At 61.8% G+C, this 25,230-nt stretch carries 22 protein-coding genes; 10 read left to right on the forward strand and 12 right to left on the reverse strand.

Annotated features, from left to right (window positions below):
* Nucleotides 1-258 precede the first annotated feature (258 nt).
* Nucleotides 259-3,036, forward strand: coding sequence for a DNA gyrase subunit A (gene gyrA / locus BBX50_RS25120; protein WP_065778002.1), 2,778 nt, complete (start codon nt 259-261; stop codon nt 3,034-3,036).
* Between the two features lie 95 nt (nt 3,037-3,131).
* Here gyrA and BBX50_RS25125 read toward each other — a convergent pair whose 3' ends face one another.
* Nucleotides 3,132-4,082 carry a LysR family transcriptional regulator gene (locus BBX50_RS25125; RefSeq protein WP_065778003.1) on the reverse strand — a complete coding sequence of 317 codons (951 nt, stop codon included), beginning with the start codon at nt 4,080-4,082 and terminating at the stop codon, nt 3,132-3,134.
* 92 nt (nt 4,083-4,174) lie between these two features.
* On the opposite strand from BBX50_RS25125, the gene BBX50_RS25130 reads away from it, so the two are divergent.
* Nucleotides 4,175-5,167: an SDR family NAD(P)-dependent oxidoreductase gene (locus BBX50_RS25130; RefSeq protein ID WP_139108436.1), complete on the forward strand. Its 993-nt coding sequence runs from the start codon at nt 4,175-4,177 to the stop codon at nt 5,165-5,167.
* A gap of 68 nt (nt 5,168-5,235) precedes the next feature.
* On the forward strand, nt 5,236-5,568 hold the full coding sequence (locus tag BBX50_RS25135; protein ID WP_065778005.1) for a hypothetical protein: 333 nt from the start codon (nt 5,236-5,238) through the stop codon (nt 5,566-5,568).
* 4 nt (nt 5,569-5,572) lie between these two features.
* Here BBX50_RS25135 and BBX50_RS25140 read toward each other — a convergent pair whose 3' ends face one another.
* Both BBX50_RS25140 and BBX50_RS25145 read right to left on the reverse strand, forming a co-directional pair.
* On the reverse strand, nt 5,573-6,475 hold the full coding sequence (locus tag BBX50_RS25140) for a lytic transglycosylase domain-containing protein (protein ID WP_244513212.1): 903 nt from the start codon (nt 6,473-6,475) through the stop codon (nt 5,573-5,575).
* 136 nt (nt 6,476-6,611) lie between these two features.
* Nucleotides 6,612-7,121 carry a GNAT family N-acetyltransferase gene (locus BBX50_RS25145; protein WP_065778007.1) on the reverse strand — a complete coding sequence of 170 codons (510 nt, stop codon included), beginning with the start codon at nt 7,119-7,121 and terminating at the stop codon, nt 6,612-6,614.
* Between the two features lie 37 nt (nt 7,122-7,158).
* Between BBX50_RS25145 and BBX50_RS25150 the strand changes: the two genes are divergently transcribed.
* Entirely contained in the window at nt 7,159-7,728 is a 570-nt protein-coding gene (locus tag BBX50_RS25150) for an XRE family transcriptional regulator (protein WP_065778008.1), read from the forward strand.
* 2 nt (nt 7,729-7,730) lie between these two features.
* On the opposite strand, the gene BBX50_RS25155 is transcribed toward BBX50_RS25150, so the two are convergent.
* The 5 genes from BBX50_RS25155 to trxB form a co-directional block, all read right to left on the reverse strand.
* Nucleotides 7,731-8,534, reverse strand: a complete 804-nt coding sequence (locus tag BBX50_RS25155; protein WP_065778009.1) for an aminoglycoside phosphotransferase family protein — start codon at nt 8,532-8,534, stop codon at nt 7,731-7,733.
* 60 nt (nt 8,535-8,594) lie between these two features.
* On the reverse strand, nt 8,595-9,716 hold the full coding sequence (locus BBX50_RS25160; RefSeq protein WP_065778010.1) for an alkene reductase: 1,122 nt from the start codon (nt 9,714-9,716) through the stop codon (nt 8,595-8,597).
* A 43-nt stretch (nt 9,717-9,759) separates the two neighbouring features.
* Nucleotides 9,760-10,050 (reverse strand): metalloregulator ArsR/SmtB family transcription factor, encoded by a 291-nt coding sequence (locus BBX50_RS25165; protein ID WP_065778011.1) that lies wholly within the window; start codon nt 10,048-10,050, stop codon nt 9,760-9,762.
* A gap of 617 nt (nt 10,051-10,667) precedes the next feature.
* On the reverse strand, nt 10,668-11,564 hold the full coding sequence (locus tag BBX50_RS25170) for a LysR family transcriptional regulator VtlR (protein ID WP_034791460.1): 897 nt from the start codon (nt 11,562-11,564) through the stop codon (nt 10,668-10,670).
* Nucleotides 11,565-11,679: 115 nt separating this feature from the next.
* Entirely contained in the window at nt 11,680-12,654 is a 975-nt protein-coding gene (trxB, locus tag BBX50_RS25175) for a thioredoxin-disulfide reductase (protein WP_065778012.1), read from the reverse strand.
* 385 nt (nt 12,655-13,039) lie between these two features.
* Here trxB and BBX50_RS25180 point away from each other — a divergent pair, with 385 nt between their 5' ends.
* The 4 genes from BBX50_RS25180 to BBX50_RS25195 all read left to right on the forward strand — a co-directional run bounded on the left by BBX50_RS25180 (nt 13,040) and on the right by BBX50_RS25195 (nt 16,152).
* Entirely contained in the window at nt 13,040-13,732 is a 693-nt protein-coding gene (locus tag BBX50_RS25180) for a class I SAM-dependent methyltransferase (protein ID WP_083213799.1), read from the forward strand.
* A 90-nt stretch (nt 13,733-13,822) separates the two neighbouring features.
* On the forward strand, nt 13,823-14,293 hold the full coding sequence (locus BBX50_RS25185; RefSeq protein WP_043614306.1) for an Lrp/AsnC family transcriptional regulator: 471 nt from the start codon (nt 13,823-13,825) through the stop codon (nt 14,291-14,293).
* Nucleotides 14,294-14,297: 4 nt separating this feature from the next.
* Nucleotides 14,298-15,122, forward strand: a complete 825-nt coding sequence (locus BBX50_RS25190) for a glycosyltransferase family 2 protein (protein ID WP_139108438.1) — start codon at nt 14,298-14,300, stop codon at nt 15,120-15,122.
* Between the two features lie 7 nt (nt 15,123-15,129).
* Complete coding sequence (locus BBX50_RS25195; RefSeq protein ID WP_065778015.1) at nt 15,130-16,152, forward strand: glycosyltransferase; 1,023 nt, start codon at nt 15,130-15,132, stop codon at nt 16,150-16,152.
* A 127-nt stretch (nt 16,153-16,279) separates the two neighbouring features.
* Here the strand turns inward: BBX50_RS25195 and BBX50_RS25200 are convergent, their stop codons facing one another.
* Both BBX50_RS25200 and greA read right to left on the reverse strand, forming a co-directional pair.
* Nucleotides 16,280-17,338 carry a glycosyltransferase family 4 protein gene (locus BBX50_RS25200; protein ID WP_065778016.1) on the reverse strand — a complete coding sequence of 353 codons (1,059 nt, stop codon included), beginning with the start codon at nt 17,336-17,338 and terminating at the stop codon, nt 16,280-16,282.
* An 84-nt stretch (nt 17,339-17,422) separates the two neighbouring features.
* Nucleotides 17,423-17,899: a transcription elongation factor GreA gene (gene greA / locus BBX50_RS25205; protein ID WP_065778017.1), complete on the reverse strand. Its 477-nt coding sequence runs from the start codon at nt 17,897-17,899 to the stop codon at nt 17,423-17,425.
* 294 nt (nt 17,900-18,193) lie between these two features.
* Here greA and BBX50_RS25210 point away from each other — a divergent pair, with 294 nt between their 5' ends.
* On the forward strand, nt 18,194-19,663 hold the full coding sequence (locus BBX50_RS25210) for an MFS transporter (protein ID WP_139108439.1): 1,470 nt from the start codon (nt 18,194-18,196) through the stop codon (nt 19,661-19,663).
* Here BBX50_RS25210 and BBX50_RS25215 read toward each other — a convergent pair.
* Both BBX50_RS25215 and carB read right to left on the reverse strand, forming a co-directional pair.
* Nucleotides 19,660-19,995: a hypothetical protein gene (locus BBX50_RS25215; protein WP_065778018.1), complete on the reverse strand. Its 336-nt coding sequence runs from the start codon at nt 19,993-19,995 to the stop codon at nt 19,660-19,662. The two genes, BBX50_RS25210 and BBX50_RS25215, sit on opposite strands and share 4 nt — an antisense overlap.
* A gap of 130 nt (nt 19,996-20,125) precedes the next feature.
* The gene (carB, locus tag BBX50_RS25220; RefSeq protein WP_065778019.1) at nt 20,126-23,617 is read right to left on the reverse strand and encodes a carbamoyl-phosphate synthase large subunit; all 3,492 of its coding nucleotides are present in this window, start codon (nt 23,615-23,617) and stop codon (nt 20,126-20,128) included.
* A 505-nt stretch (nt 23,618-24,122) separates the two neighbouring features.
* On the opposite strand from carB, the gene BBX50_RS25225 reads away from it, so the two are divergent.
* The gene (locus tag BBX50_RS25225) at nt 24,123-25,061 is read left to right on the forward strand and encodes a neutral zinc metallopeptidase (protein WP_065778020.1); all 939 of its coding nucleotides are present in this window, start codon (nt 24,123-24,125) and stop codon (nt 25,059-25,061) included.
* The last annotated feature ends 169 nt before the right edge of the window (nt 25,062-25,230 follow it).

Here is a 25,230-nt window from a genome sequence, read left to right on the forward strand (position 1 = left end):
TTGAAGAGCCGGGACTTCCGATTTCCCGCGCGATGCCCTAGAAAAGCCTGTTCCGGCGGCAAAAGACTGTTCACAACTACCGCATGGGTCTTCGGCTCCGGATCGGGCTTGTCGAACGAATCGTGCAGCGAATCAAAGCGTTACAGGGACATCTTCATAGCCTGGCGGGCGAATGGTGCTGAGGGCCGCAAATTGGCGCTTCCGGTGGCAATCCGCTATAAATATCCGACTGATTCTGAACAAAGATCGTGATCACCATTGACTGAGCAAAGCACTCCCGGCGGCGGAAAAACTCCGCCAGGCATCGAGCCGATTTCCATCATCGAGGAAATGCAGCGGTCCTATCTCGATTACGCCATGAGCGTTATCGTCAGCCGCGCGCTTCCCGACGTGCGTGACGGTCTGAAACCCGTGCACCGCCGCATCCTCTACGGGATGAGCGAACTCGGCATCGACTGGAACAAGAAATACGTCAAATGCGCCCGCGTCACCGGGGACGTGATGGGTAAGTACCACCCGCACGGCAACATGGCGATCTACGACGCGCTGGCGCGCATGGCGCAGGACTGGTCGCTCCGCCTGCCGCTGATCGACGGCCAGGGCAACTTCGGTTCTGTCGATGGCGATCCGCCGGCGGCCGAGCGCTACACCGAGTGCCGCCTGCAGAAGGCCGCGCACTCGCTGCTCGACGACCTCGACAAGGAAACGGTCGACTTCCGCGACAACTATGACGGCACGCTGAGTGAGCCGGTGGTGGTGCCCGCAAAGTTCCCGAACCTGCTGGTCAACGGCGCCGGCGGCATTGCCGTCGGGATGGCGACGAACATTCCGCCGCACAACCTAGTCGAAGTCATCAACGGCTGCATGGCGCTGATCGACAATCCGGCAATCGAACTGCCGGAACTGATGGAAATCATCCCGGGCCCGGACTTCCCGACCGGTGCGCTGATCCTCGGCCGCTCCGGCATCCGCTCGGCTTACGAGACCGGCCGCGGCTCGGTCATCATGCGCGGCCGCGCCCACATCGAGCCGATGCGCGGCGATCGCGAACAGATCATCATCACCGAAATCCCTTTCCAGGTGAACAAGGCGACGATGATCGAGAAGATGGCCGAGCTGGTGCGCGACAAGCGCATCGAAGGCATCTCGGACCTGCGTGACGAGTCCGACCGCCAGGGTTATCGCGTCGTCATCGAACTGAAGCGCGACGCCAATGCCGACGTCATCCTGAACCAGCTTTACCGCTACACGCCGCTGCAGACCTCCTTCGGCTGTAACGTCGTGGCGCTGAACGGCGGCAAACCGGAACAGATGACGCTGCTCGACATGCTCAGGGCCTTCGTCTCGTTCCGTGAGGAAGTCGTTAGCCGGCGCACGAAATACCTGCTGCGCAAGGCCCGCGACCGCGCCCACGTGCTGGTTGGTCTCGCCATCGCCGTTGCCAACATCGACGAGGTGATCAAGCTGATCCGGCATGCGCCCGATCCGCAAACCGCGCGCGAGCAGTTGATGGAACGCCGTTGGCCCGCGCACGACGTCGATAGCCTTATCCGGCTGATCGACGATCCGCGTCACCGGATCAACGAAGACAACACCTATAACCTGTCGGAAGAGCAGGCGCGCGCCATCCTCGATCTGCGCTTGCAGCGCCTGACCGCGCTCGGCCGCGACGAAATCGGCGACGAACTCAACAAGATCGGCGAGGAAATCAAGGATTACCTCGACATCCTGTCCTCGCGCCTGCGTATCATGAGCATAGTCAAGGACGAGCTCATCGCCATCCGTGACGAGTTCGGCACCCCGCGCCGTTCCGAGATCATGGAAGGCGGTCCGGACATGGACGACGAGGACCTGATCGCCCGTGAGGACATGGTGGTGACGGTCTCGCATCTCGGCTACATCAAGCGCGTGCCGCTGACGACCTACCGGGCGCAGCGTCGCGGCGGCAAGGGCCGCTCGGGCATGGCGACCAGGGACGAGGATTTCGTTACCCGGCTATTCGTCGCCAATACCCATACGCCGGTTCTGTTCTTCTCCTCGCGTGGCATTGTCTACAAGGAGAAGGTCTGGCGCCTGCCGATCGGCACGCCGCAATCGCGCGGCAAGGCGCTGATCAACATGCTGCCGCTGGAACCCGGCGAGCGCATCACCACGATCATGCCGCTGCCCGAGGACGAGGCGACCTGGGAAAACCTCGACGTCATGTTCTCGACGACCCGCGGCACGGTTCGCCGCAACAAGCTGTCGGACTTTGTCCAGGTCAACCGCAACGGCAAGATCGCGATGAAGCTCGATGAGGAAGGCGACGAGATCCTGTCTGTCGACACCTGTACTGAGCATGACGACGTCATGCTGACGACGGCGCTCGGCCAGTGCATTCGTTTCCCGGTAGACGATGTGCGCGTCTTTGCCGGCCGCAACTCGATCGGCGTGCGCGGCATCAACCTCGGCGATGGCGACCGCATCATCTCGATGGCGATCCTTGGCCATGTCGACGCCGAACCATGGGAGCGCGCAGCCTACCTCAAGCGTGCAGCCGCCGAACGGCGCGCCACGAATGGCGAAGAGGAAGAAATCGCTCTCGTCGGCGAGGAAGTCACCGACGGTGGTGAGCTTGCGAACGAACGCTTCGAGGAACTGAAGGCGCGCGAACAGTTCGTTCTGACGGTTTCGGAGAAGGGTTTCGGCAAGCGTTCGTCGTCTTACGATTTCCGCACTTCCGGTCGCGGCGGCAAGGGCATCCGCGCCACCGACACCTCGAAGACGGCGGAAATCGGCGAACTCGTGGCAGCCTTCCCGATCGAAGACAACGACCAGATCATGCTCGTTTCCGACGGTGGCCAGTTGATCCGCGTGCCGATCAATGGCGTCCGGCTTGCCAGCCGCGCGACCAAGGGCGTTACCATCTTCTCGACCGCCAAGGACGAGAAGGTCGTTTCGGTCGAGCGCATCAGCGAGCCGGAAGGCGAGGACGAAGGCGAAGAGGGTGCAGTCGAGAACGGTGCGCCGGAAACGCCAGCCGAATCCGAGGGTTAATTGCCTTCGGCGATAGTCTGCTAGAAAAGAGCCCGCCGTCTTGGCGGGCTTTTTGCGTAATGGACGCGGCTTGGCTGGCGATCTCGTGCAGACTGCTAGACGATGGCTTGCGCGGCTTGGGCCGGATCGTGGCTTCCCGCGACGGCAGGTGCAATACCGCGGATGTAATCGCGCAGGCCCTTCGCCAGCGCATCGAAGGTGACGCGGCAGCGCGGCGCGGTCTTCAGGTTCTCGTGCATCACCAGCCAGGTCTCGAGTTTCATTTCGAAGAGCCCCGGAAGGACAGGCACGATATCCGGATCCCGCGCCGCCAGCCCGTTCTGACAGATGCCGATGCCGAAACCCGCGCGGATTGCCGCAAGCTGGGCGAGATTGCTGTCGGCCTTGAAGGCAAAGGGAACTGAAGGCAATTCCGGTGAACGGGCGATGATCGCCCGGATCGCTGACGTCTCGCGATCGTAGCCGATCAGGCTATGTCTGGCGAGATCAGCTAGGGTCTCCGGCATGCCGCGACGCTCGATGTAGCGGCGATGGGCATGGAAGCTGATCGGCACTGCGCCGACATGGCGGGCGATCAACGCATCCTGTGCGGGCGCGACCATGCGCACCGCGATGTCGGCCTCCTGCCGCAACAGATCCTCGACCGTGTCGGATGCCGACAGTTCGATCGTCAGCGCCGGGTAGGCAGCATGCAACTCCGCCAGGATCGGCGGCAGAACCTCGATGCCGATGACCTCGCTGGCACTGATGCGCACCGCGCCGCTCACCGTATCGCGCTGGCTGGACGCCTCGCGCAGCAGCGCCGCCGAAGTCGCGGCCAGGGTGTCGGCATACGGCTTGAGCGCCAGCGCGGCATCGGTTGGCAACAGGCCGTGTGGAGAGCGCACGAAGAGCGGATAGCCGAGTGTCGCCTCCATCGCATCCACGTGTCGGCCGACGGTCGGCTGCGTCAAGCCCAGCTCGCGCGCCGCCGCCGAAAGCGATCCTTCTTGCAGCACCGTGAGAAAGGTCCTGTAAGAATCCCAGCTCAAATCCATCTTGCTCATGCATTTCAGTATATCTACTCAAGAAATTTCTGCAATTCCGTTTAGCGCCTTTATGCGTGATCCTCCCTTCATCGAAACGGATGGAGAGTGGCATGGAAACGCAGGAAACGAAAAAGATCGCTTTGGTGCTCGGCGCCACGGGCGGCATTGGCGGCGCGGTGGCGCGCGGCCTCAGCGCACGCGGCTGGAAGGTGCGCGCGCTGAACCGAAATGCGGAGAAGGCCGCATGCCCAGCCTCGCAGTTCGAGTGGCGGCAGGGTGATGCAATGAACGCGCACGATGTCCTCGCCGCGGCAGAAGGAGTCGATCTCATCGTGCACGCGGTCAACCCGGCAGGCTATCGCAATTGGGGCACTCTGGTTCTGCCGATGCTCGACAACACGATCGCGGCGGCCAGGGCAGCGGGCGCGCGTATCCTCTTGCCGGGAACGATCTACAATTTCGGTCGAGACGCCTTTCCTGTCCTGACCGAAGAGGCGCCGCAGAACCCGGACACCGACAAGGGCCATATCCGCAAGGAGATGGAGCTTCGATTGAAGGCCGCCTCCGAGAAGGGTGTCGACGTGATCATCGTCCGGGCGGGCGACTTTTTCGGCCCCGGTGCTGCAAACAACTGGTTCTCGCAGGGGCTGGTGAAGCCGGGTAAACCACTGGCGGCAATCTCTTATCCCGGCCGCGAAGGTATCGCGCATCAATGGGCCTATCTGCCCGATGTCGCCGAGACGATGATCCGCCTCGTCGAGTGTGCCGACGGCCTCCCGCGCTTCGCCGTCTACCACATGCGCGGCTTCCTCGACCGGACCGGGACCGAGATGGTCGAAGCTATCCGCCGCGTTGTTGGCAAACCAAGGCTACCCGTTCGGGCCTTCCCCTGGTGGCTGATCGCACTCGCTTCACCCGTCGTGCCGCTCTTTAGGGAGCTGCGCAAGATGCGTTATCTCTGGCGCGAACCACTGCGCATGCCGAACGAGCGGCTGCTCGACGTGCTTGGAGAAGAGCCGCACACGCCGATTGACGAAGCGGTTGGCGCAACGCTCCGGGGGCTCGGTTGCTGGGGCAGCGCGCATGCTGCGGCGAAATCATAAACCGGGCGAGGGCGCGTTCCTGCTATAGATCCGCCTTCACGAGGGCGCCAGCGCGATAGCATCCGGCCATGTCGAGGATCGATTTCGAACAGGCGCTCGGTGAAGAGTTCGGCAACGGCCTTTGCCTGCCGCTGCCCTTTGAAGATGCGTCGCCCCACGAGTGCTATGAAGTGATTGCGTGCGTTCTCGGCGACAAGATCATGCCCGACCGGCTTTCGGCAGTCACCGACGGCCAGGTGGCATTGCTGGCGGCAAGGTTCGGCGAATATTCGAGACCGACCCGCCAACGGGCGAGCACGTGCGAACGGCGATCCGCCGGACGCGTGTCCACTGGCCACCGGGCTCGTTCTAGCGGTCAGCTGCCCGGCTCGCTCTGGCGGCGAAAACGGCCAGCCAAATGACGGATCAGTTCCGGAAAACGAGGCAGGCGCCACCGCTCTTGCGTATGGTGGCGCAGAGCTTGTTTGCGTCCGCCTGGGTTTCGCGGCCGATGCGCGCGGCATAGCGGATGCGCAGCCCGAAGCTTGCATTGCGTTCGCGCAGCAGAAGCGCCTTCTCGCTGCGGATCGGCTCCGGCAGACGCTTGACGGCGTTGACGAACAGCCTCTGGGCGACGGATTTCTGGAAATGCGCCGCGAGCTGCACGCCCCAGGGCGCCCACGCGGCCTCGTCGATCACTTCGATATCGCGAAGCCGGCGGGTGCTGGCGAGCGCCACGCAGCCGTCGAGGAAATTCCTGCCCTTGTCCAGCGTCAGGTCGAGCGTCTTCGGCGGGTTGTCACGCCAGTCCTCGACACTGTAGGCGGTGATGGCCAGCACATAATTGCGCGTTTCTGCGGGCAGCCAGTCGACTTCGAGAAACCGCTCCAGACCGTTTTCACCGGCATTGTAGGCGGCCGCCGCAAAGCCGAGATTGCCGTATCGGGATTTGAGTTCGTTGAGATATTCGGCCGACTTGCCGAGCGCTTCGACGACGTCGAAGCTGTTGTTGAGACCGCGCATCTTTGCCGTTCCAGGCATGAACTGCGCGATTCCCTCGGCACCCTTGGGACTGACCGCATTCGGTCGAAACAGGCTTTCCCGCCAGATCAGCCGGGCGAAGAAGGCTGCGGGCAGGTCGTTGGCGGTCGCGTAGTGATCAATCACGCCACAGATGTCGCGCGCGAAGTTTTCCTTGCTGATGCAAAGCGACAGGGCAGGATCTGTGGCCGATCGGCCCGAATAAACGCATTTCGGGCGCGGGTCGAGATCATCGATACGGGCCGCAGCAGGCGCGGGAGCAAAAGCTTGTGCGCTGACAAACGCCACCAGCGCGGCTCTCGTGGCATACGCCCAGGCGCGCGATCTACCCTTCCGTTGACGATCCACGTTGCAGTGTCCCCGAAACCGTTCCTTGTCGTTCATACCATTTCCGTTTGCCACGACAAACCGCGCCGGCCGCCTGTCAGCGCGGCGACCCGGTCGGCAGCACCAGCTGCATGAACGTGAGGTCCAGCCAGCGACCGAACTTCGTGCCGACTTCGCGCATGCGGCCGGTGTCGACAAAGCCCAGTTGGGCGTGAAGGCGGATCGAGGCCGCGTTTTCCGATTCAATCCCTGCGATCATCACATGTTTGCCCAGCCGCTCGGCCTCGGCAATCAGCGCGATCATGAGCTCCCGGCCAATCCCACCACCCCGGCGATCCCTGTGAACGTAGACGGAGTGCTCGACGGTATGACGATAGCCGTCAAACGCGCGCCAGTCGCCGAAGGAGGCGTAGCCGAGGACGTCACCCTCCTCGGAAACGGCCACCAGAACCGGATAGCCCGCATCCGCGCGTGCCTTCAGCCAAGTGGCCCGGTTGGCAACATCGACCAGGGTCTCGTTCCAGATCGCCGTCGTGTTCGCTACCGCGTCGTTGTAGATCTCGCAGATGACTGGCAGATCGCTGTGAGTGGCCGCCCTGATCAGCATGCTTGTCCCTCGCATTCGTTCACTATATGACTACGCAATGGATACTAAAGTAGATAGCCTTGATCAACGCCTCAGTGAGCGAATTCGTCTTGAAAGAGAGACACGCGGCTGGTCGCTCAGCGAGCTTTCGGATCGCTCCGGCGTGTCGCGCGCGATGATCCACAAGATCGAGCGGGGTGACAGCAGCCCGACGGCAACTTTGCTCGCAAAGCTCGCGGGAGCGTTCGGTCTCACCATGTCCAGTCTGATTGCGCGCGCAGAGGCAAGCTCTGGCAGACTGTCGCGACGGCAGGATCAACCGGCTTGGCGCGATCCGCAAAGCGGTTACATCAGGCGCCACGTCTCGCCGATGTCGAACCTGCCGCTCGAACTCGTGGAAGTCGAGCTTCCGGCCAGCGCCGACGTGCCGATGCCGGCATCGGCCTATGCGCGCCAACGACAGTGGCTATGGGTGACGCGCGGCAGCCTGACCTTTGTGGAGGGCCATGAGACCCATGTTCTTGGCGAAGGGGATTGTCTGGAGCTCGGCCCGCCGCAGGATTGCGTCTTCCGCAATGTCGGCGGCGAGCCGTGCATCTATGCCGTCATTCTTTTGAAGACCGGCTGAGCCTACCGGTTGAGCTCGGCGATCGCGATCTGCGCCATCGTCAGGTCGCTCTCGACGCCGAAGTCGTCATCGTCCTCGAGAAACCAGGCCGCAGAAAGTCCGGCATAGGCGAGAACCCAATTGAGGATGCGGCGCGGTGCAAGGCTGGTCTCCTCGGCGACAACAGGCAGGTGGCGCTGCAGACGGCCCGGAGCGGTGACCAAGGGCAACTCCGGATTGCAGAACAGGTTGGCATAATCGTAGCCCCGGTCGCCGAGCACGCGCTTTGGGTCGATCGCCAGCCAGCCGCGATCGCCGAAATCGAGAATGTTGGCGTGGTGAACGTCGCCGTGCAGGACGACGGGCGGCTCGGGATTGGCGAGCAGCTCCTGCGCCGCCTCGTATGCGCGCGCGAACAGGCCACCCTGGATGGGCGCGGCCGCCTGCAGCGACGCAAACCACTTGTCGAGCGGTACAAGATCCGGGGGAATCGACGCCACACGCGGTGCGTGAAGCTCAGCGACGGTACGGCAGATGATGCGTGTCACCTCCTCATCGCTTCCGGTCATTGCCATGTGGAACAGATTGCGCTGGCTGTCCGTGCGTTCCATCAGGACCGCATCCGTGTCCGATTCATAGATTTTTGCCGCGCCTTGCCCGTCCCAATAGACCATCGGCAGACGACCGAATTTTTCTTCTGGATCCTGCGCGACTTTCAGCATCGCCGGCTGCTCGCGATAGCGGACGGGAAAAAGATGGCTCGAGGGTGTGGCGATCACCTCGCCATCGGACTGCAATGACCATTTTTCGAAATAAGATGAAAACATAAGGACTTCCAGAGGAGAGATGCCCCGCCGAATGTCGGGGCATGTCGCCATGTGGGGGCGTCAGGCAACCTGTTCAAGGGCCGGATAGTCGGTGTAACCCTCGGCGCCGCCGCCGTAGAAAGTCGCCTGATCCGGCGCATTGAGTGGGGCGTCCTGTTTCAGCCGTTCCACCAGGTCCGGATTGGCGATGAACGGCTTGCCGAAGGCGACAAGATCGGCCTCGCCGTCCTTGACCGTCTTGACCGCCAGCGATCGGTCGTAGCCGTTGTTGGTCATCCAGGCGGCCTTGCCGCCGGCGGCGAGATAGGTGGCTCTGAGAGCCTGGTAGTCGAATGGCCGGTTGCCCTGCTGGTGATCGCGCGGGCCGCCCGTCGCGCCTTCGATGATATGGATGTAGGCAAGCGGATAGCGGGCGAGGTTCTTGATCACGTAGCCGAAGACCGTTTGCGGCTCCGGATCGAAGGCATCGTTGGCCGGCGTGACCGGTGAAAGACGGATGCCGACGCGACCGGCGCCGATTTCCTTCGTCACGGCATCCACGACCTCGAAGAGGAAGCGGGCACGGTTCTCGATCGCGCCGCCGTAGGGATCCGTGCGGTGGTTCGAACCGGAGCGCAGGAACTGGTCGATGAGATAGCCATTGGCCGCGTGGATCTCGATGCCATCGAATCCGGCGTCGATCGCTGCGCGCGCCGCCTTGCGATAGTCTTCGACAATGCTCTCGATCTCGGCCACGTCCAAGGCGTGCGGGTCGGAAGTCTCGGCAAAGGAGCCGGTACCATCCGGGTTGATGATGTAGGTCTTGGACTTGGCGCGGATTGCCGAGGGCGCAACCGGCTTGCCGCCGCCCGGCTGCAGTGAATTGTGCGAGATGCGCCCGACGTGCCAGATCTGCACGACGACCCGCCCGCCTTTCGCGTGTACTGCATCTGTTACCCTGCGCCAGCCTTCAAGTGCCTCAGGCGTATAGAGCCCGGGCACGTCAGCATAGCCCTGGCCCTGTTGGGTGATGGCCGTTCCCTCGGTAATCAGCAAACCGGCTGTTGCCCGCTGCTCGTAATAGGTGACGTTCAAAGTGTTCGGCACGGCCCCAGGCGAGCGATTGCGCGTCAGCGGTGCCATGACGATACGGTTATTCAGCGTGATGTCGCCGATGGTGATGGGGTCGAAGAGCGAGGCCATGGGAGGTCCTTTCGGTGGAGTCTGCTTGGGAGGGGAGCTTGTTTCAGAGGTTGCCGATATCGCTGAGGAAGGCGGCAATGGTTTCTTCGTTGCGACGGTAGAAATTCCACTGGCCGAGCCGGCGCGTCGTCACGAGGCCCGCACGTTGAAGAACCGCGAGATGGGAAGAGACCGTCGACTGCGACAGGCCGCAGCGCTCGAACTGACCGGCGCAAACGCCGAGGTCAAGCGGATGCTCCTGCATCGAGAAATGACGCTCGGGCTCCTTGAGCCAGGCGAGAATCTTCACCCGAACCGGGTGGGCAAGAGCTTTCAGAATTTCGTCGCGGTCCATCGTATATCGCAATATCGTGTTTTACCGATACATGAATCGCTAAAACGCGATATTCAAATCACAAGACCGTGAGCACCAAGAGGGCAAAAAAAGAGGGCCTCAAGAAAACTTGGGCCCTTGTAGTTGTGAAGGTAATTAGAACCTCCAGAGGGGAACAGCTAATGCGGTGGCGGGGGAGGAGAAGCCACCAAGAATGCATCAGCTGCATTTTGATATGGTAAGCGAAGTATCGGCTTTCAATAGCCGACTGTGATTTTGGTCACGGCTCGCTCGTCTTCAAACAGTAGACAAAAAAAGAGGGCCACAAGATGACTTGGGCCCTTATAAGTTGTGAAGGTAATTAAACCTCCAGAGGGGAACAGCTGCTGCGGTGGCACTGGGAGGAGAAGCCACCAAAGATGCATCAGCTGAGTTTGGTATGCTGCTTTTTTGGGCGGGCAGCAATCATTTAATATGCATGACAGCCATGTCATGCGCGCATCCCTGCACAATTTTGCGGCGCACAATGAGATCGCGCGGCACAAGGCCCGAAAAATGGGCGAAATGCATAATTAAAAACAATCAGTTAGAAGGATGTCCGAGAAATGCTCATAGAACGAGCATTCGCTTGTGCCGCGTCAGAAGTTCCAGTTTCGCGCCTTGGCGACGATGTAGTCGCGGAAGACCTTGAGCTTTGCGGCGTTCTTCATCTCGTCCGGATAGCAGAAATAGGTATCGAAGGACGGGATGTCGGCGCTGATCGGAAGCTGGATGAGGCCGGGATCGCGACCGACGATATAGTCCGGCAGCATGGCGACACCGATGCCCAAGAGGCAAGCACGCTTGATCGAGGTCTGGCTGTTGATCTGCAGGTGCGACACCCGCGGATTGTCGGAATCGCGACCGGCGATTTCGAGCCAGTTCACGTCGAGCAGGTAGTTCGGCGCCGGCTCGCCGAAAGTGATGATGCGGTGATTGTCCAGGTCCTCGACCGACTGCGGCTCGCCATACTTGTTGATGTAGGAGGGGGCAGCATAAACATGCATGTGCACCGTGAAGAGCTTGCGCTGGATGAGGTCTGATTGCTGCGGTTGGCGCAGCCGGATGGCGCAGTCGGCATGGCGCATGTTGACGTCCAGTTCCTCGTTGTCGAGGATGAGTTGCACCTGCACATCCGGATGCAGCGACATGAACTCCTGGATCTTGTCGGTGAGCCAGCCCTGGCCGAGACCGACCGTGGTGGTGATGCGCAGCTTGCCGCTCGGCTTGTCCGTGGTCTCGCTGAGCTGGACCTTGACGCTCTCGAGCTTCATCAGCACTTCGTGGGCGGTGCGATAGAGAATTTCACCCTGTTCCGTGAGGATCAGGCCGCGCGCGTGGCGGTGGAACAGCTTGATGCCGACATCCTGCTCCAGCGAGCTCACCTGCCGGCTGATCGCCGATTGCGAGAGATGGAGCTTGTCTGCCGCATGGGTGAACGACCCAGCCTCGGCCGCCGCGTGAAAAATGCGCAGTTTGTCCCAGTCCAGCGACATGAAGTCCCCCATATGAAACCACTCCGGAAGACGGGGGTCCATCTTCCGGGCGTGGCTGATGCATCTGTTCCCACTCGGGGAGGTGCCTTAAGGCATCCGCCCCGATTCGCAGCTTCTATTCGGCTGCAATTGCGACGGGCATATGACCCGCCAGGTATTTCTCGGCTTCGAGCGCTGCCATGCAACCCATGCCGGCCGCAGTCACCGCCTGACGATAGATGTCGTCCGTCACGTCGCCGGCAGCGAAAACGCCGGGAACGTCGGTCGCAGTCGAATCAGCCGCGGTCCAGAGATAGCCGTTGGACTTCTGTCGAAGCTTGCCTTTGAACAATTCGACGGCCGGCGCGTGGCCGATCGCGACGAACACGCCGTCGGTGACCATGTCCGCGGTCTCGCCGGTCTTCGTGTTGCGCAGCTTCACGCCGTTGACCGATGCCGGCATCGGCGGCTTTGCGGGCGTCCCAAGATATTCGACGACCTCGTGGTCCCAGATCACCTTGACGTTGGGCTTGGCGAACAGGCGCTCCTGCAGGATCTTCTCAGCGCGGAAGGAATCGCGGCGGTGAACGACGGTCACGGTCTTGGCGAGATTGGAGAGATACAGTGCCTCTTCCACGGCCGAGTTGCCGCCGCCGACGACGATGACGTCCTTGTTGCGGTAGAAGAATCCGTCGCAAGTGGCGCAGGCCGATACGCCGAAGCCCATGAAAGTCTGTTCGGTCTCGATGCCGAGCCATTTCGCCTTGGCGCCGGTCGCGATGATCAGGGCGTCAGCCGTCCAGTCGTTACCGCTGTCGGTCTTGACACGGAAGGGGCGGGTCGAAAGATCGACATCGGTCACGAGATCGTTGACGATCTCGGCGCCGACATGGGTCGCCTGCTTCAGCATCTGCTCCATCATCCACGGGCCCTGCACCGGGTCGGCATAACCCGGATAGTTCTCCACGTCGGTGGTGATCATCAACTGGCCGCCTTGCTCCAAGCCGGCGATCAGCACGGGCTCAAGCATGGCGCGCGCCGTATAGATGGCAGCCGTATAGCCAGCCGGGCCGGAGCCGATGATCAGCACTTTCACGTGACGGGCAGTCATAGTCTTGTCCTTCGTTCACGGGGAGAGGGAACGCTCTCGTCCGATTCCATTGCGTCAATGGGAAATAGTTCCATAGTTTAGGTATTCCCTACCACGACTTTCAAGGGCGTCCGCCGTGATACACACAAGTGCTTGAGCGCCAAGCCTAGTTTTGCCACCAGATGACGCGTTTGTGCACCAGCTCCAACCGGCACTCGGTGCAACCTGTCCTGGCCGCAGCACGTGGGGATCGGGCTCGCATCCCCGATGCGTGATCCCGTCCTGTTCGATTTACGCTTGTTCGCGCGCCGGCGAAGCCATTTTCCCGCGAATAGTCGGCGCGACTGCTTGTTGTCCAGCGGGTTTGGCGATATTTCACGCGGATTCACTTTGCTGGAGATAGAGTATGAGGTTAAATGCAAGCCGCGTGTGGCTCGACCGCGAACTCACCGCGTTTGGCAATTCGCTACCGGAAGGCTGCCTTGTTCTCGACGCGGGCGCCGGGTCACAAACCTACGCCTCGAAATTCGCGAAGCAACGCTACGAAAGCGCCGACTTCGAGCAGGTCGAAAAAAAATACAGACCGAGCACCTATGTCTGCGACCTCAGATCCATTCCGGTCGAGGACGCGCGCTTCGATGCCGTGGTCTTTACACAGGTGATGGAACACCTTCCGGAACCGAAGCTGGTTCTGCAGGAGCTGTACCGGGTCCTCAAGCCCGGAGGCAAGATGTTCTTCTCCGCTCCGCTCTACTATCCGGAGCACGAACAGCCCTACGACTACTATCGCTACACCCAGTTTGGCTTGCGCTATCTCTTCGAACAGACGGGCTTCGAGGCTGGCGAAATCCGCTGGCTTGAAGGGTTCCTCGCAACCGTCGCCCATCAGCTGCGCCATATGCGCGGCCGGTTTCCGAAGACGCCTGCAGGATATGGCGGCGGCATCACGGGCGTGTTCCTCCTCGTGCTCTTCCAGCTCTTCGGCCTGGCTGCCCGATTTGTGTCGCCATTTGCCCGCTACGCGGATATCCGCAAGCGCTATACCGACAAGGGTCTGCCGATCAACTACATGGCAATTCTGACGAAACCGGCTGCGTGACGTCACGGCGTCAGGCAATGCGGTAATTCAGATATTCCTGCTTCGACTTGCGCAGCTTGCAATGTCGCCACGCAAAAAGGACGAATGTTCATGACGAAACAAGTCGAGCTCGACGCGATCGATCTCAAGATCCTTCGCGAGCTCCAGCGTGATGGCCGGATGACCAATGTGGATCTCGCCCAAAGGGTCGGCATCTCCGCACCGCCATGTCTGAGGCGTGTGCGCAAGCTTGAAGAAACCGGTGTCATCAAGGGCTACCACGCACTTTTGAACGCACCGGCCCTCGGCTTCGATCTGGTCGCTTTCTGCATGGTGGGCCTCAAGCGTCAGTCGGAGGCCGATCTCAAAGCTTTCGCGGCCGCCACTGCCGAATGGCAGATCGTCCGGCAAGCCTGGACGGTATCCGGCGAAAGCGATTTCCTGCTGCATTGTGTCGCCGAAAACCTGACGACGTTCCAGGATTTCGTCATCGAAGTGCTGACGGCCAACGAACGCGTCGACACGGTGCGCACGATGTTGACCATTCGTCAGGTCAAAGACATCGGGCTCGTGCAGATCTAGGGGCATCATGAACAAACTTCCGCTTTCCGCCTTCATCATTTGCCAGAACGAAGAGGCCTATCTCGGCAATTGCATCGAGAGCCTCGGGCAGTGCGCGGAAATCGTCATCGTCGATTCCGGCTCGACCGACGGAACGCCGGCACTCGTGCAATCCTACATCGACAAGGGCTGGCCGATCCGCTTCCTGCACGAACCGTGGCGGGGCTATGCCGGGCAGAAGCAATTTGCCCTCGACCAATGCACGCAGGCCTGGTGCCTCAACATCGATTCCGACGAGCGTCTGGACGAGCCGCTGAAGGCGCTGCTGCCGTCCCTGCTCGAAGCGTCGCCGGAGACGGTCGGCTGGCGTGTCGCGCGCCGACCCTATCTGATCGGCTATGGCTATACTCCCGAGCGTGCACACGAACGGCGAAACCTGCGGCTGATCCGCAACGGCAGGGGACGCTATGACCTTAATCAGAAGGTCCATGAGGGCATTGTGCCGGACGGCGCAGTCGGCGCCGCGCGCAAAGGCAGCCTGCTGCATTATCGGCCATTGATTATCGACGAGCAGATCCTCAAGGAAAACAAGTATTCCACCTTGAAGGCAGACCAGCAGTTCGCGGCCGGCAAGTCGGCGCGCCCCTACAAGATGCTGTTCAGCCCGCCGCTCTATTTCCTCCGCCTCTATTTCCGCAACGGCCTGTGGCGCTGCGGTTTTCCGGGCTTCATTGAGGCGATGACGGGAGCCGTGTACGCTTTCCTCACCGCTGCCAAGATCTATCAGAGGCACGCGCTCAAGCGCCGTCCGAACCATGACGACATGGATCGGCAACGCAGCAGGCCGTGAAGTTCCCATGAAAATCATGCACTTTCATTTCGGCAAGGACGGTGGCGCAGAGCGCTTCTTCGTTCATCTGGTGAACGCGCTCGGCGAACGAGGCGTCGACCAGACGTCGGTCATCCGGCACGGGCGCATCTGGAAGAAGGACATTGAGGGGGCAACGCGCATCATCGAAAGCAACTTCCGTAACCTGTCGCTCGATCGCATCCTGCTGCCGCTCAAGGTCAGCAGCATGGCGCGACGCGAGAAGCCGGATGCGTTGTTTGCCTGGATGCCGCGCGCAAGCCGGCTGCTGCCGAATTACAAGGGCTGCATCAAGATCTCCAGGCTTGGCGATTACCCGCTGCGGCTCGACTATTTCAGGAACACCGATTGCCTCGTTTGCAACACGCCCGGGATTGCCGAGCATGTGCGCAAGCTCGGCTGGAAGCGCGATGTTGAAGTCATCTCGAACTTCACCGGCACCGAACGCGTCACCCCGATCAGCCGGGCCACGCTCGACACGCCTGAAAACGCGCCGGTGATCATGTCGATGGGGCGTTTCGTTCCCCGCAAGGGCTTTCATACGTTGATCCAGGCTCTCGCCAAGGTGCCGGACGCCTATCTCTGGCTGGTTGGAGATGGCGAGGAGCGCGAAAACCTCGAGAAGCTCGCTTCCGATCTCGGTGTCGTGAAACGGGTTCGCTTCGCCGGGTGGCAGAAGGATACGCGGCCGTTCCTCGCCGCTTCGGATATTTTCGTCATGGCATCGAGCCACGAGCCGCTCGGCAACGTCGTGCTTGAGGCCTGGGCGCAAGGAACGCCGGTGGTTTCCAGCCGCTCGGAGGGACCGCAGTGGTTCATGCGCGACGGTGAGAATGGCTTGATGGTCGATATTGGCGATGCCGATGGTTTCGCCCAGGCGATCGACCGCATCGCCAACGATTCAGCGCTTGGCGCGCGCCTGGCTGAGCGTGGTCACGAGACCCTGATGGGCCAGTTCTCCAAGCAAGCGATTACCGACGCCTATATGAAGCTCTTCGCGTCGAAGCGGTGAGGGTGCTGCCGAAGAGGCCTGAGGCTCGCTGCCACTCAGGAGCGCGCGCTCACGTAAAACGACTGGATGCGGAAAGACGCTCTAAAATCCACGTGCTGGCGCGTGTGAAAGGCTTTCAACCTGACGGTCAGGAGCGCATCAGCCGCTCGTAGACGGCGTTGATTGCGCGGGCTTCGCCCTCGATGGCGAAGGAGGCGCGCGTAAGCCCCAGGCCGTTGGCCCCGGCAGTCCTCCGGCGCTGGTCATCATCCAGCAAGCCGGCCGTCGCTTCCACCATCGCCTGCAGATCGTTGGCCGGAATGACCGTTCCGGTTTCCTGATCGCCAACGACGACCAGTTCGGAAAACGCGCCAACGTCGGTCGCCACCACAGGAACGCCCGTGGCCATCGCTTCGAGCGGTGTCAGCCCAAAACCTTCCCAGCGTTGCGGCGCGACGAAGAGGTCAAGCGCGCGGTACCAGTCGGGTATGTTGGTGTGCTCGCCGACGAAGCGGATGCGGTCGCCTAGGCCCGCCTTCGCAACGCGTTCCTTCAGTTCGTTCTCGAATGTGACATGCGGTCCGGTCGCTCGCCCGGCAACGATGGCGCTCCAGCCGGGCCGGCAGGGCAGAAGCGCGATCATGCTGTCGACGAAGAGATCGGTTCCCTTCTGATGCCGCACGCGTCCGAAACAACCGACATATTTCTGCGTGGGATCGAGCCCGAGTGCTGCCTTGGCAGCGACCACATCCGCCGGCGGCTGGAAGCGTTTCGTGTCGATGCCGTGCAGGATGACCGTGTTCGGCACTTCGAGATAGGCGGCGGTCTTGCCGCTCGTCGCGATCACCGCATCCATCCTGGAGATCAGGAATTTGCTCCAGCCGGTGTGGCGCCGCTGCGAGGCGGAAGTGAAGACGATCTTCAACTTCATCCGCAAGACATCGCGCAACAGGATAGCCGGCAGCATTTCGACGTTCCTGCGTGCGTGCCAGACGCGACAGGGCCTTCCGTCGGGAGCGCTCCACAGGCGCAGAAGGTCGCGGAAACGGATCGAGGGCAGGGTGTCGGGCAGGCCGGTCCCAAGCACGGCGATCTTCTCGCCGAGCGCTCGCTGGATCGGTATCAGTTGAATGATGGTGGACGTCACGCCCGAGAGGCGGCGCTTGAAATTGGGAGCGATGACCTCGACGTTCCGGATATCGGCCACGTAAGCGCACTCCTTGCGCGAGCAACGATCGTTTTTTGAATGGAGAAACGGGGCGAAGGGAGGCTTCGCCCCTGCTGCGGCTGATCAGCCCCAGTTGACGGCGAGGATTTCGTAGGCCTTGGAGCCGCCCGGCGCGTTCACTTCGATGGAATCGCCGACTTCCTTGCCGATCAGCGCGCGCGCGATCGGCGACGAGATCGAGATGCGGCCCGCCTTTACGTCGGCTTCCTGGTCGCCGACGATCTGATAGGTCTTTTCTTCCTCGGTGTCTTCGTCGACCAGCTTGACCTTGGCGCCGAACTTGATCTTGGAACCGGACATCTTCGTGAGATCAATGACTTCCGCGCGTGCGATCAAGTCCTCGAGCTCGGTGACCCGGCCTTCGTTGTGGCTCTGCGCCTCCTTGGCGGCATGGTATTCGGCATTTTCCGACAGGTCGCCATGTGCACGGGCTTCGGCAATCGCCTCGATGATTCGTGGTCGTTCTTCCTGCTGGCGCCAGCGCAGCTCCTCCTGCAGGTTGACGAATCCACCCTGTGTCATCGGCACTTTTTCGACCATTTCATTGTCCTTCATTAAGCACGAGGCGCCGCCCTTTGGGCGGCGCCAACGCAAAAGAAAACGGTCTCCGGCGCGTGAGCACCGGAACCGTCCGAAACTTCGAACCCTCGTTATAGCAGAAACGGAAGCGCGAAAGCCAGATATTTCGCCGTCGTCCACGGAACGCTGCAAACCGCTTGCAACTTGTGGGGGAGGCCAACAGCTGGCAAGTTCGAAAGAAAGCGCTTTACCTCAACTGCGGTTGAGGCTGTAGCAGTGGTGTTCCTGCAAATATCAACGAGGGAACGGCAGCCTATGGTTCTGGCGAAAGATGACGACGAGGCGGGCATGGGCGAAACGCAGCCGCAAGAGGATGGCCGCTGGAGTGAATTGCTCCGGCCAGACTATCTGGTGGCAACAGTCACGCTCTGCCTCGGGGTCGCGCTCTTTGCGTTCAATGAGTTCTTTGTTTCGACGGCGCTGCCGACGGCGGTTGAGGAATTCGGCGGCGCAACGCTGCTTTCATGGGCGGTCACACTGTACCTCGTCTTTGCCATCCTCGGCGGCGCAGTGGCCGCCAATCTCAAGGCGCGGTTCGGCGCACGCGGCACGCTGATCGCCGCCGCTGCCGTCTTCGTCGCAGGCACCTTCATTGCAACGACCGCAAACAGCATGCCGCAAGTGCTCGCCGGCAGGGTTTTCCAAGGATTCGGCGAAGGGATTATCGCTGCGGTCTGTTACGCACTGATCCCGGAGCTCTTTCCGCCGCGGCTGGTGCCGAAGATTTTTGGGGCCGAAGCCATCGTCTGGGCGACAGCTGCCTTTGGTGGCCCGCTGATATCCGGCTTCCTCACCGAACACTGGTCATGGCGGGCAGCATTCGGTGTCAACATTCCGGCCGCAGCACTATTTGTTGGCCTGGTGCTCGCCATCGTTCCGGCGCAAACCGCATCGAGCGAAAAGTCACGCCCCATTCCACTGATGCGGCTAGTGATCGTCGGCGCCGGCATATTGCTGATATCGGTTTCGAATACGGCCTCCAGCGTGCCGTTGATGGTGGCCGCGCTGGCAACGGCGCTGACGATCCTGTGGGCGGCAGTCGAGACCGACCGCCGGGCCGAGCATTCGATCTTGCCGATCGGCGCCTTCGCGGTAACCAAACCGCTTGGTACCGGCCTTTGGGTCGTGCTGATGATGCCGCTGGCGCAGGCATCCGGCTCGGTCTACCTCATCTACGGCCTTCAACACGTATGGAACTTCAGTCCGACGGCAGCCGGCTTTTCCGCCGCCTTGATGGCGATATCCTGGAGCGCGACCGCAATCCTCGTCGCCAGCATGCGTTCGCACAATCTGCGCGTGAAACTAGTGCCGGCTGGACCGGCGCTTCTCAGCCTCGGACTGGCCGGCCTGACATTCGCGATCGCAGCCGACGAGTTCCGGCTGGTCTTCCCGAGCCAGATCGTGGTTGGCGCCGGCTTCGGCATCTCCTGGGGAACGCTCAGCCAGTTGATGATGGACGTCTCGCCGCGCGGCGAGCGGGACAAGACCTCGGCACTTCTGCCGACCTTGCAATCGGCGGGCTACGCCATCGGCGCCGCCATCTGTGGGCTGACGGCAAATCTGCGCGGCTTCGACGAAAAAGCGAGCGTTGCGACGATCCACGGGGCGCTGCTTGCCGTCTTCGTCGTCGCTTGCCTGATCTCGACGGCATCGGTCTTTTTCGGGGTGAGAACCGTCCGACTGGCGGAGAAGCGCTTGGGCGGCCGGCAGAGCGTGTCGCTTTAGGCAGCGGCGCGGAGCGGCGTTCCGATCTGGCGGCGGCCGAGCAGCGCCCGTTGTTCACGGCCGCGGCCGATCGAAGGGACGATCGTCGCCAGTAGCCTGTGTTCGCTGTTGAAAACCTGGACCTTCAGGGAGCCGTAGTCGGCATCGCGGCCAATCTTGTCCGCGATGCGCTGGCCGTAGTAGAGGGCCGAGCCCTCATCGAAATGACTGATACCGTCTTCATCGACGAAGTGTTCGTCGCCCCAATGCAAATCGAAAAAATAGAGTTGCACGATCTTGCCCCATAGCGCACCCGCCGGAGAAGGCTCCGATCTCTGTGTGCGCAGGCGCATCAAAGCATGAGGTAGAGGAATACAGGCTGAACCAACCGTTCATGCGGCGTTCAGCGCAGGGGGCAGAGGCCCTGAACTCAAGGCTTGCGGCAGAGGCGGCGCGCGAGGCCCTCGCGCGCCGTAATCGCCCTTAAGCCTTGAAGTAGCTCTGCAGCGGGCGCACTTCCAGGCTGCCGGCCTTCAGCGCCTTGATCGCATGTGCGGCGGCTTCTGCGCCGGCCATGGTCGTGTAGTAAGGCACCTTCTGCATCAGCGTCGCGCGGCGCAGCGATTTCGAGTCCGAAATCGCCTTGTTGCCGTCGGTGGTGTTGATGACGAGCTGGACATGACGGTTGCGGATCGCGTCCTCGACGTGCGGCCGGCCCTCCTGGACCTTGTTGACCTTAGTCGCGGTGATGCCGTTTTCGCCGAGGAAGCGGGCCGTGCCGCCCGTCGCCATGACCTTGAAGCCAATGTCGACCAGGATACGGATCGCCGGAAGCACCCGGGTCTTGTCCTCGTCGCGCACCGAAACGAACACCGTTCCGTCGCGCGGCAGGTCAACGCCGGCGCCGAGCTGCGACTTGGCGAAGGCCAGCGCATAGTCGGTGTCGAGGCCGATGACTTCGCCCGTCGAGCGCATTTCGGGGCCGAGCAGCGTGTCGACACCGGGGAAGCGCGCGAATGGGAAGACCGCTTCCTTGACGGCGATGTGCTTGAGGTTGCGCGGATCCGGCTTTTCGCCGTAGGCGGCGATCGCGACGTCGAGCGTTTCGCCGGCCATGACGCGGGCGGCGATCTTGGCGATCGGCGCGCCGATCGTCTTGGCGACGAACGGGACTGTACGCGAGGCGCGCGGGTTGACTTCGAGCACGTAGATGGTGCCGTCCTTGATGGCGAACTGCACGTTCATGAGGCCGCCGACATTGAGCGCCTTGGCAAGGGCTGCCGTCTGGCGCTCGAGTTCGTCGACCATGGCCGTGTCGAGCGTGTGCACCGGCAGCGAGCAGGCGCTGTCGCCCGAGTGGATGCCGGCTTCCTCGATGTGCTCCATGATGCCCGAGACAAAAACGTCCTTGCCGTCGCACAGGCAGTCGACGTCCACTTCCGTGGCGTTGGTCAGGTAGCTGTCGAACAGCAGCGGGTTCTTGCCGAGCAGCGTATTGATCTGGCCGGTCTTGTCGTTGGGGTAGCGCTGCTTGATGTCCTCAGGAACGAGGCCCGGAACCGTGTCGAGCAGATAGGACTGCAGCATGCTTTCCGAGTGGATGATCTGCATCGCGCGGCCGCCGAGAACGTAGGACGGGCGCACGACCAGCGGGAAGCCGATCTCGGCAGCAACGAGGCGGGCCTGCTCGACCGAGTAGGCAATGCCGTTGTTCGGCTGGTTGAGGTCGAGCTTCATCAGAAGCTTCTGGAAACGGTCGCGGTCTTCGGCAAGGTCGATCGCGTCGGGTGCGGTGCCGAGGATCGGGATACCGTTCTTTTCCAGCGCTTCAGCGAGCTTCAGCGGTGTCTGCCCGCCGAACTGCACGATGACGCCGACGAGTTCGCCCTTCTCCTGTTCGGCGCGCATGATCTCGATCACGTCCTCGGCCGTCAGCGGCTCGAAGTAGAGGCGGTCGGAGGTGTCGTAGTCGGTCGAAACCGTCTCCGGGTTGCAGTTGATCATGATCGCTTCGTAGCCCGCATCCTTCAGTGCGAAGGCGGCATGGCAGCAGCAATAGTCGAACTCGATACCCTGGCCGATGCGGTTCGGACCGCCACCAAGGATGACGACCTTCTTGCGGTCGGAAACCTCTGCTTCGGAACGCGCTGCGCCAACAAACGGCGTCTCGTAGGTCGAGTACATGTAGGCGGTCGGCGAGGCGAACTCGGCGGCGCAGGTATCGATGCGCTTGTAGACCGGGCGAACGTTCAGCGCATTGCGCAGTTCCGCCACTTCCTTCGGGCGCTTGCCGCCGAGCGTGGCGAGGCGCGCGTCGGAGAAGCCCATGGCCTTCAGCATGCGGAGGTTCTCGGCGTCGGCAGGCAGGCCATGCTCGCGGATACGCGCTTCCATGTCGACGATCGCCTTGAACTGGGCGATGAACCACGGGTCGATCTTGCTCGCCTCGTGGACGTCTGTCTCGCTCATGCCGAGGCGCAGTGCCTGGGCAACCATGCGAAGGCGGTCCGGCGTCGGCGTGCCGATCGCGGCGCGAATGGCGTTACTGCCATCGCCGTTCTCGTCCATATTAGGAATTTCGATTTCATCGAGGCCGGTGAGGCCGGTCTCGAGGCCACGCAGCGCCTTCTGCAGCGATTCGGCAAAGGTGCGGCCGATGGCCATGACTTCGCCGACCGACTTCATTGCGGTGGTCAGAACCGGCGAGGCGCCCGGGAACTTCTCGAAGGCGAAGCGCGGGATCTTGGTGACGACATAGTCGATCGACGGTTCGAAGGATGCCGGCGTTGCGCCCCCGGTGATATCGTTGTCGAGTTCGTCGAGCGTGTAGCCGATCGCAAGCTTCGCGGCGATCTTGGCGATCGGGAAACCGGTCGCCTTGGAGGCAAGCGCCGAGGAGCGCGATACGCGCGGGTTCATTTCGATGACGACCAGGCGGCCGTTCTCTGGATTGACGGCGAACTGGACGTTCGAGCCGCCGGTCTCAACCCCGATCTCGCGCAGAACCGCGATCGAGGCGTTGCGCATGATCTGGTATTCCTTGTCCGTCAGCGTCAGCGCCGGCGCAACGGTGATCGAATCACCCGTGTGCACGCCCATCGGGTCGATGTTCTCGATCGAGCAGATGATGATGCAGTTGTCCGCCGTGTCGCGGACGACTTCCATCTCGTATTCCTTCCAGCCGAGAACTGATTCTTCGATCAGCACTTCAGTGGTCGGGGACGCATCGAGGCCGCTGCCGACGATGTCGAAGAATTCGGTGCGGTTGTAGGCGATGCCGCCGCCCGTGCCGCCGAGCGTGAAGGACGGGCGAATGATCGCCGGCAGGCCGACATCATCGAGCGCCTGCGCGGCGATCGCCATTGCATGGTTCATGTAGCGCTGCTTGCGATCGCCTTCGCCGAGGTTCCACTGGTTTTCCAGTTCGTCGAGCGCCTTGTCGAGTTCTGCACCGGAAAGCCGGCCCTTCAGCTCGGCGCGCTCGGCCTCATGCACCTTGCGATCGTGATCCTTGATGTCGGTGGCGTTGGCGAGCCGCGACTTCGGCGTTTCCAGGCCGATCTTGGCCATGGCTTCGCGGAAGAGGGCGCGGTCCTCGGCCTTGTCGATCGCGTCCGGCTTTGCGCCGATCATCTCGACGTTGTAGCGCTCGAGCACACCCATGCGACGCAGCGACAGCGCCGTATTGAGTGCCGTCTGGCCGCCCATGGTCGGCAGCAGCGCGTCCGGGCGTTCCTTGGCGATGATCTTGGCAACGACTTCCGGGGTAATGGGTTCGACGTAGGTGGCGTCCGCCAGGCCCGGATCGGTCATGATCGTCGCGGGATTGGAGTTGACGAGGATGACCCGGTAGCCTTCCTCCTTCAGCGCCTTACAGGCCTGGGTGCCGGAATAGTCGAACTCGCATGCCTGACCGATGACGATCGGCCCCGCGCCGATGATAAGAATGGACTTGATATCTTGGCGCTTCGGCATGGTCGGTCATCCGTTTCTAGCTGCGCGAAAAACCGGCCAAAGTGGGAGGTCACCGGCCGGGCACGCATTGATGGTCTTTTCAGGCTAGAAGCGGCTTATAGGCAAATGTATCTGCAAGCGAAACCCCGAAAATTCCGGAATCGACAAGAACCCGGCATATTTGCGCATCCTCTGCTGCATGCTCACGGCACCGGGACCAAATCAGCGCCTCAGTTGTCCGGCGGGATTGGGGATCGCCAGCACTTTGACCTCGCCGGCGGCCGGTGGATGCGAGATGACGGCTGCCGCTTACTTCGCGTCTATTGCGAAGCAGGATCGTTATGCAGCGGCAGTTGGCAGGCGATAGCGGCTGCTTGAAGGTCGCATCTTCTGTCGCGGCAAACCCCCGAAAAGATCAGCATGACCGCAACCTTGCTGCCCTGATTGCGTTTTACAACTGCATTCGGCCGGGCATATAAATGATCTGACCGATACACCCTATCGACCCATGCCGGGAGGACTGATCATGGAATGGAAAGGCCGCCGCCAATCCGACAATATCGAAGACCAGCGCGGCGCGAGCCCGAGTGGCGGCAACCCGTTCGGTCGCGGCGGAGGCTTCCGCCTGCCGAGCGGCGGAGGCGGCATGCGGCGTGCCGGCGGTGGCATGAGTTTCGGCACCATCATCTTCCTGGTCGTTCTTTACTTCATCCTGAGGGCCATGGGCATCGATATGCTGCAAGTGCTGGAGGGTGGCGGCGGCCAGGTGCAGATGCCTGGCTTCGAGCAGAGCGACGGCTCGCCGGCACCGCGCGGTTCGGCCCAGGAAGAAGAAATGAAGTCCTTCATGGCGACGGTGCTCGCCGAGACCGAGGACACCTGGAACGGCATCTTCCAGGCGAGCGGCAAGCAATACGAAGAGCCGAAGATGGTGCTTTTCCGCGGCCAGGTACGCTCTGCCTGCGGCTTTGCCTCTGCGGCTTCGGGACCGTTCTACTGCCCCGGCGACCGCAAGGTTTATCTCGACATGAGCTTCTTCGACGAGCTCGCACAGAAGTTCGATGCGTCAGGCGATTTCGCCCAGGCCTATGTGGTCGCGCACGAAGTTGGCCATCACGTTCAGAACCTGATCGGCGTGCTGCCGAAATTCAACCAGATGCGCCAGTCGATGAGCGAGACCGAGGCCAATCAGATGTCGGTCCGCGTCGAGCTGCAGGCCGATTGTTTCGCCGGCGTCTGGGGCAAATATACCGAGCAGAAGGGCTTGCTGGAGCAGGGTGACCTCGAAGAGGCACTGAACGCCGCCACCCAGATCGGCGACGACACGCTGCAGAAGCGCATGCAGGGCTACGTCGTTCCCGAGAGCTTCAATCACGGAACGTCGGAACAGCGCATGCGCTGGTTCAAGCGCGGCTTCGACAGCGGCAAGATGACGGCCTGCGACACCTTCGCGGGCGCGGTCTGATGTTTGGGACAAGAATGACGAAAGGGCCGGCTTTGTTGCCGGCCCTTTCGTTTGTTGTAAGCAAGTAAACCTCCACCTCCGGTGGAGGACTGGACGAGTTCTACATCTTCCTTGAGAGACCTCCGTGCTTGGACCGCTAGGCTGGCCGAGACATAGAACGGAGGTTTTA

This window comes from Ensifer sp. LC11, assembly GCF_001695835.1.
Lineage (GTDB): Bacteria > Pseudomonadota > Alphaproteobacteria > Rhizobiales > Rhizobiaceae > Ensifer.

Coding starts and splice junctions, on each gene's coding strand:
- greA (WP_065778017.1), bottom strand. CDS start 17,899: ATGGTCGAAAAAGTGCCGATGACACAGGGTGGATTCGTCAACCTGCAG.
- BBX50_RS25145 (WP_065778007.1), bottom strand. CDS start 7,121: ATGCTGATCAGGGCGGCCACTCACAGCGATCTGCCAGTCATCTGCGAG.
- BBX50_RS25150 (WP_065778008.1), top strand. CDS start 7,159: ATGGATACTAAAGTAGATAGCCTTGATCAACGCCTCAGTGAGCGAATT.
- BBX50_RS25210 (WP_139108439.1), top strand. CDS start 18,194: ATGGTTCTGGCGAAAGATGACGACGAGGCGGGCATGGGCGAAACGCAG.
- BBX50_RS25135 (WP_065778005.1), top strand. CDS start 5,236: ATGTCGAGGATCGATTTCGAACAGGCGCTCGGTGAAGAGTTCGGCAAC.
- BBX50_RS25215 (WP_065778018.1), bottom strand. CDS start 19,995: ATGCGCCTGCGCACACAGAGATCGGAGCCTTCTCCGGCGGGTGCGCTA.
- BBX50_RS25195 (WP_065778015.1), top strand. CDS start 15,130: ATGAAAATCATGCACTTTCATTTCGGCAAGGACGGTGGCGCAGAGCGC.
- BBX50_RS25170 (WP_034791460.1), bottom strand. CDS start 11,564: ATGTCGCTGGACTGGGACAAACTGCGCATTTTTCACGCGGCGGCCGAG.
- BBX50_RS25160 (WP_065778010.1), bottom strand. CDS start 9,716: ATGGCCTCGCTCTTCGACCCCATCACCATCGGCGACATCACGCTGAAT.
- BBX50_RS25125 (WP_065778003.1), bottom strand. CDS start 4,082: ATGAGCAAGATGGATTTGAGCTGGGATTCTTACAGGACCTTTCTCACG.
- trxB (WP_065778012.1), bottom strand. CDS start 12,654: ATGACTGCCCGTCACGTGAAAGTGCTGATCATCGGCTCCGGCCCGGCT.
- BBX50_RS25130 (WP_139108436.1), top strand. CDS start 4,175: ATGGAAACGCAGGAAACGAAAAAGATCGCTTTGGTGCTCGGCGCCACG.
- BBX50_RS25185 (WP_043614306.1), top strand. CDS start 13,823: ATGACGAAACAAGTCGAGCTCGACGCGATCGATCTCAAGATCCTTCGC.
- BBX50_RS25180 (WP_083213799.1), top strand. CDS start 13,040: ATGAGGTTAAATGCAAGCCGCGTGTGGCTCGACCGCGAACTCACCGCG.
- BBX50_RS25225 (WP_065778020.1), top strand. CDS start 24,123: ATGGAATGGAAAGGCCGCCGCCAATCCGACAATATCGAAGACCAGCGC.
- BBX50_RS25155 (WP_065778009.1), bottom strand. CDS start 8,534: ATGTTTTCATCTTATTTCGAAAAATGGTCATTGCAGTCCGATGGCGAG.
- carB (WP_065778019.1), bottom strand. CDS start 23,617: ATGCCGAAGCGCCAAGATATCAAGTCCATTCTTATCATCGGCGCGGGG.
- BBX50_RS25165 (WP_065778011.1), bottom strand. CDS start 10,050: ATGGACCGCGACGAAATTCTGAAAGCTCTTGCCCACCCGGTTCGGGTG.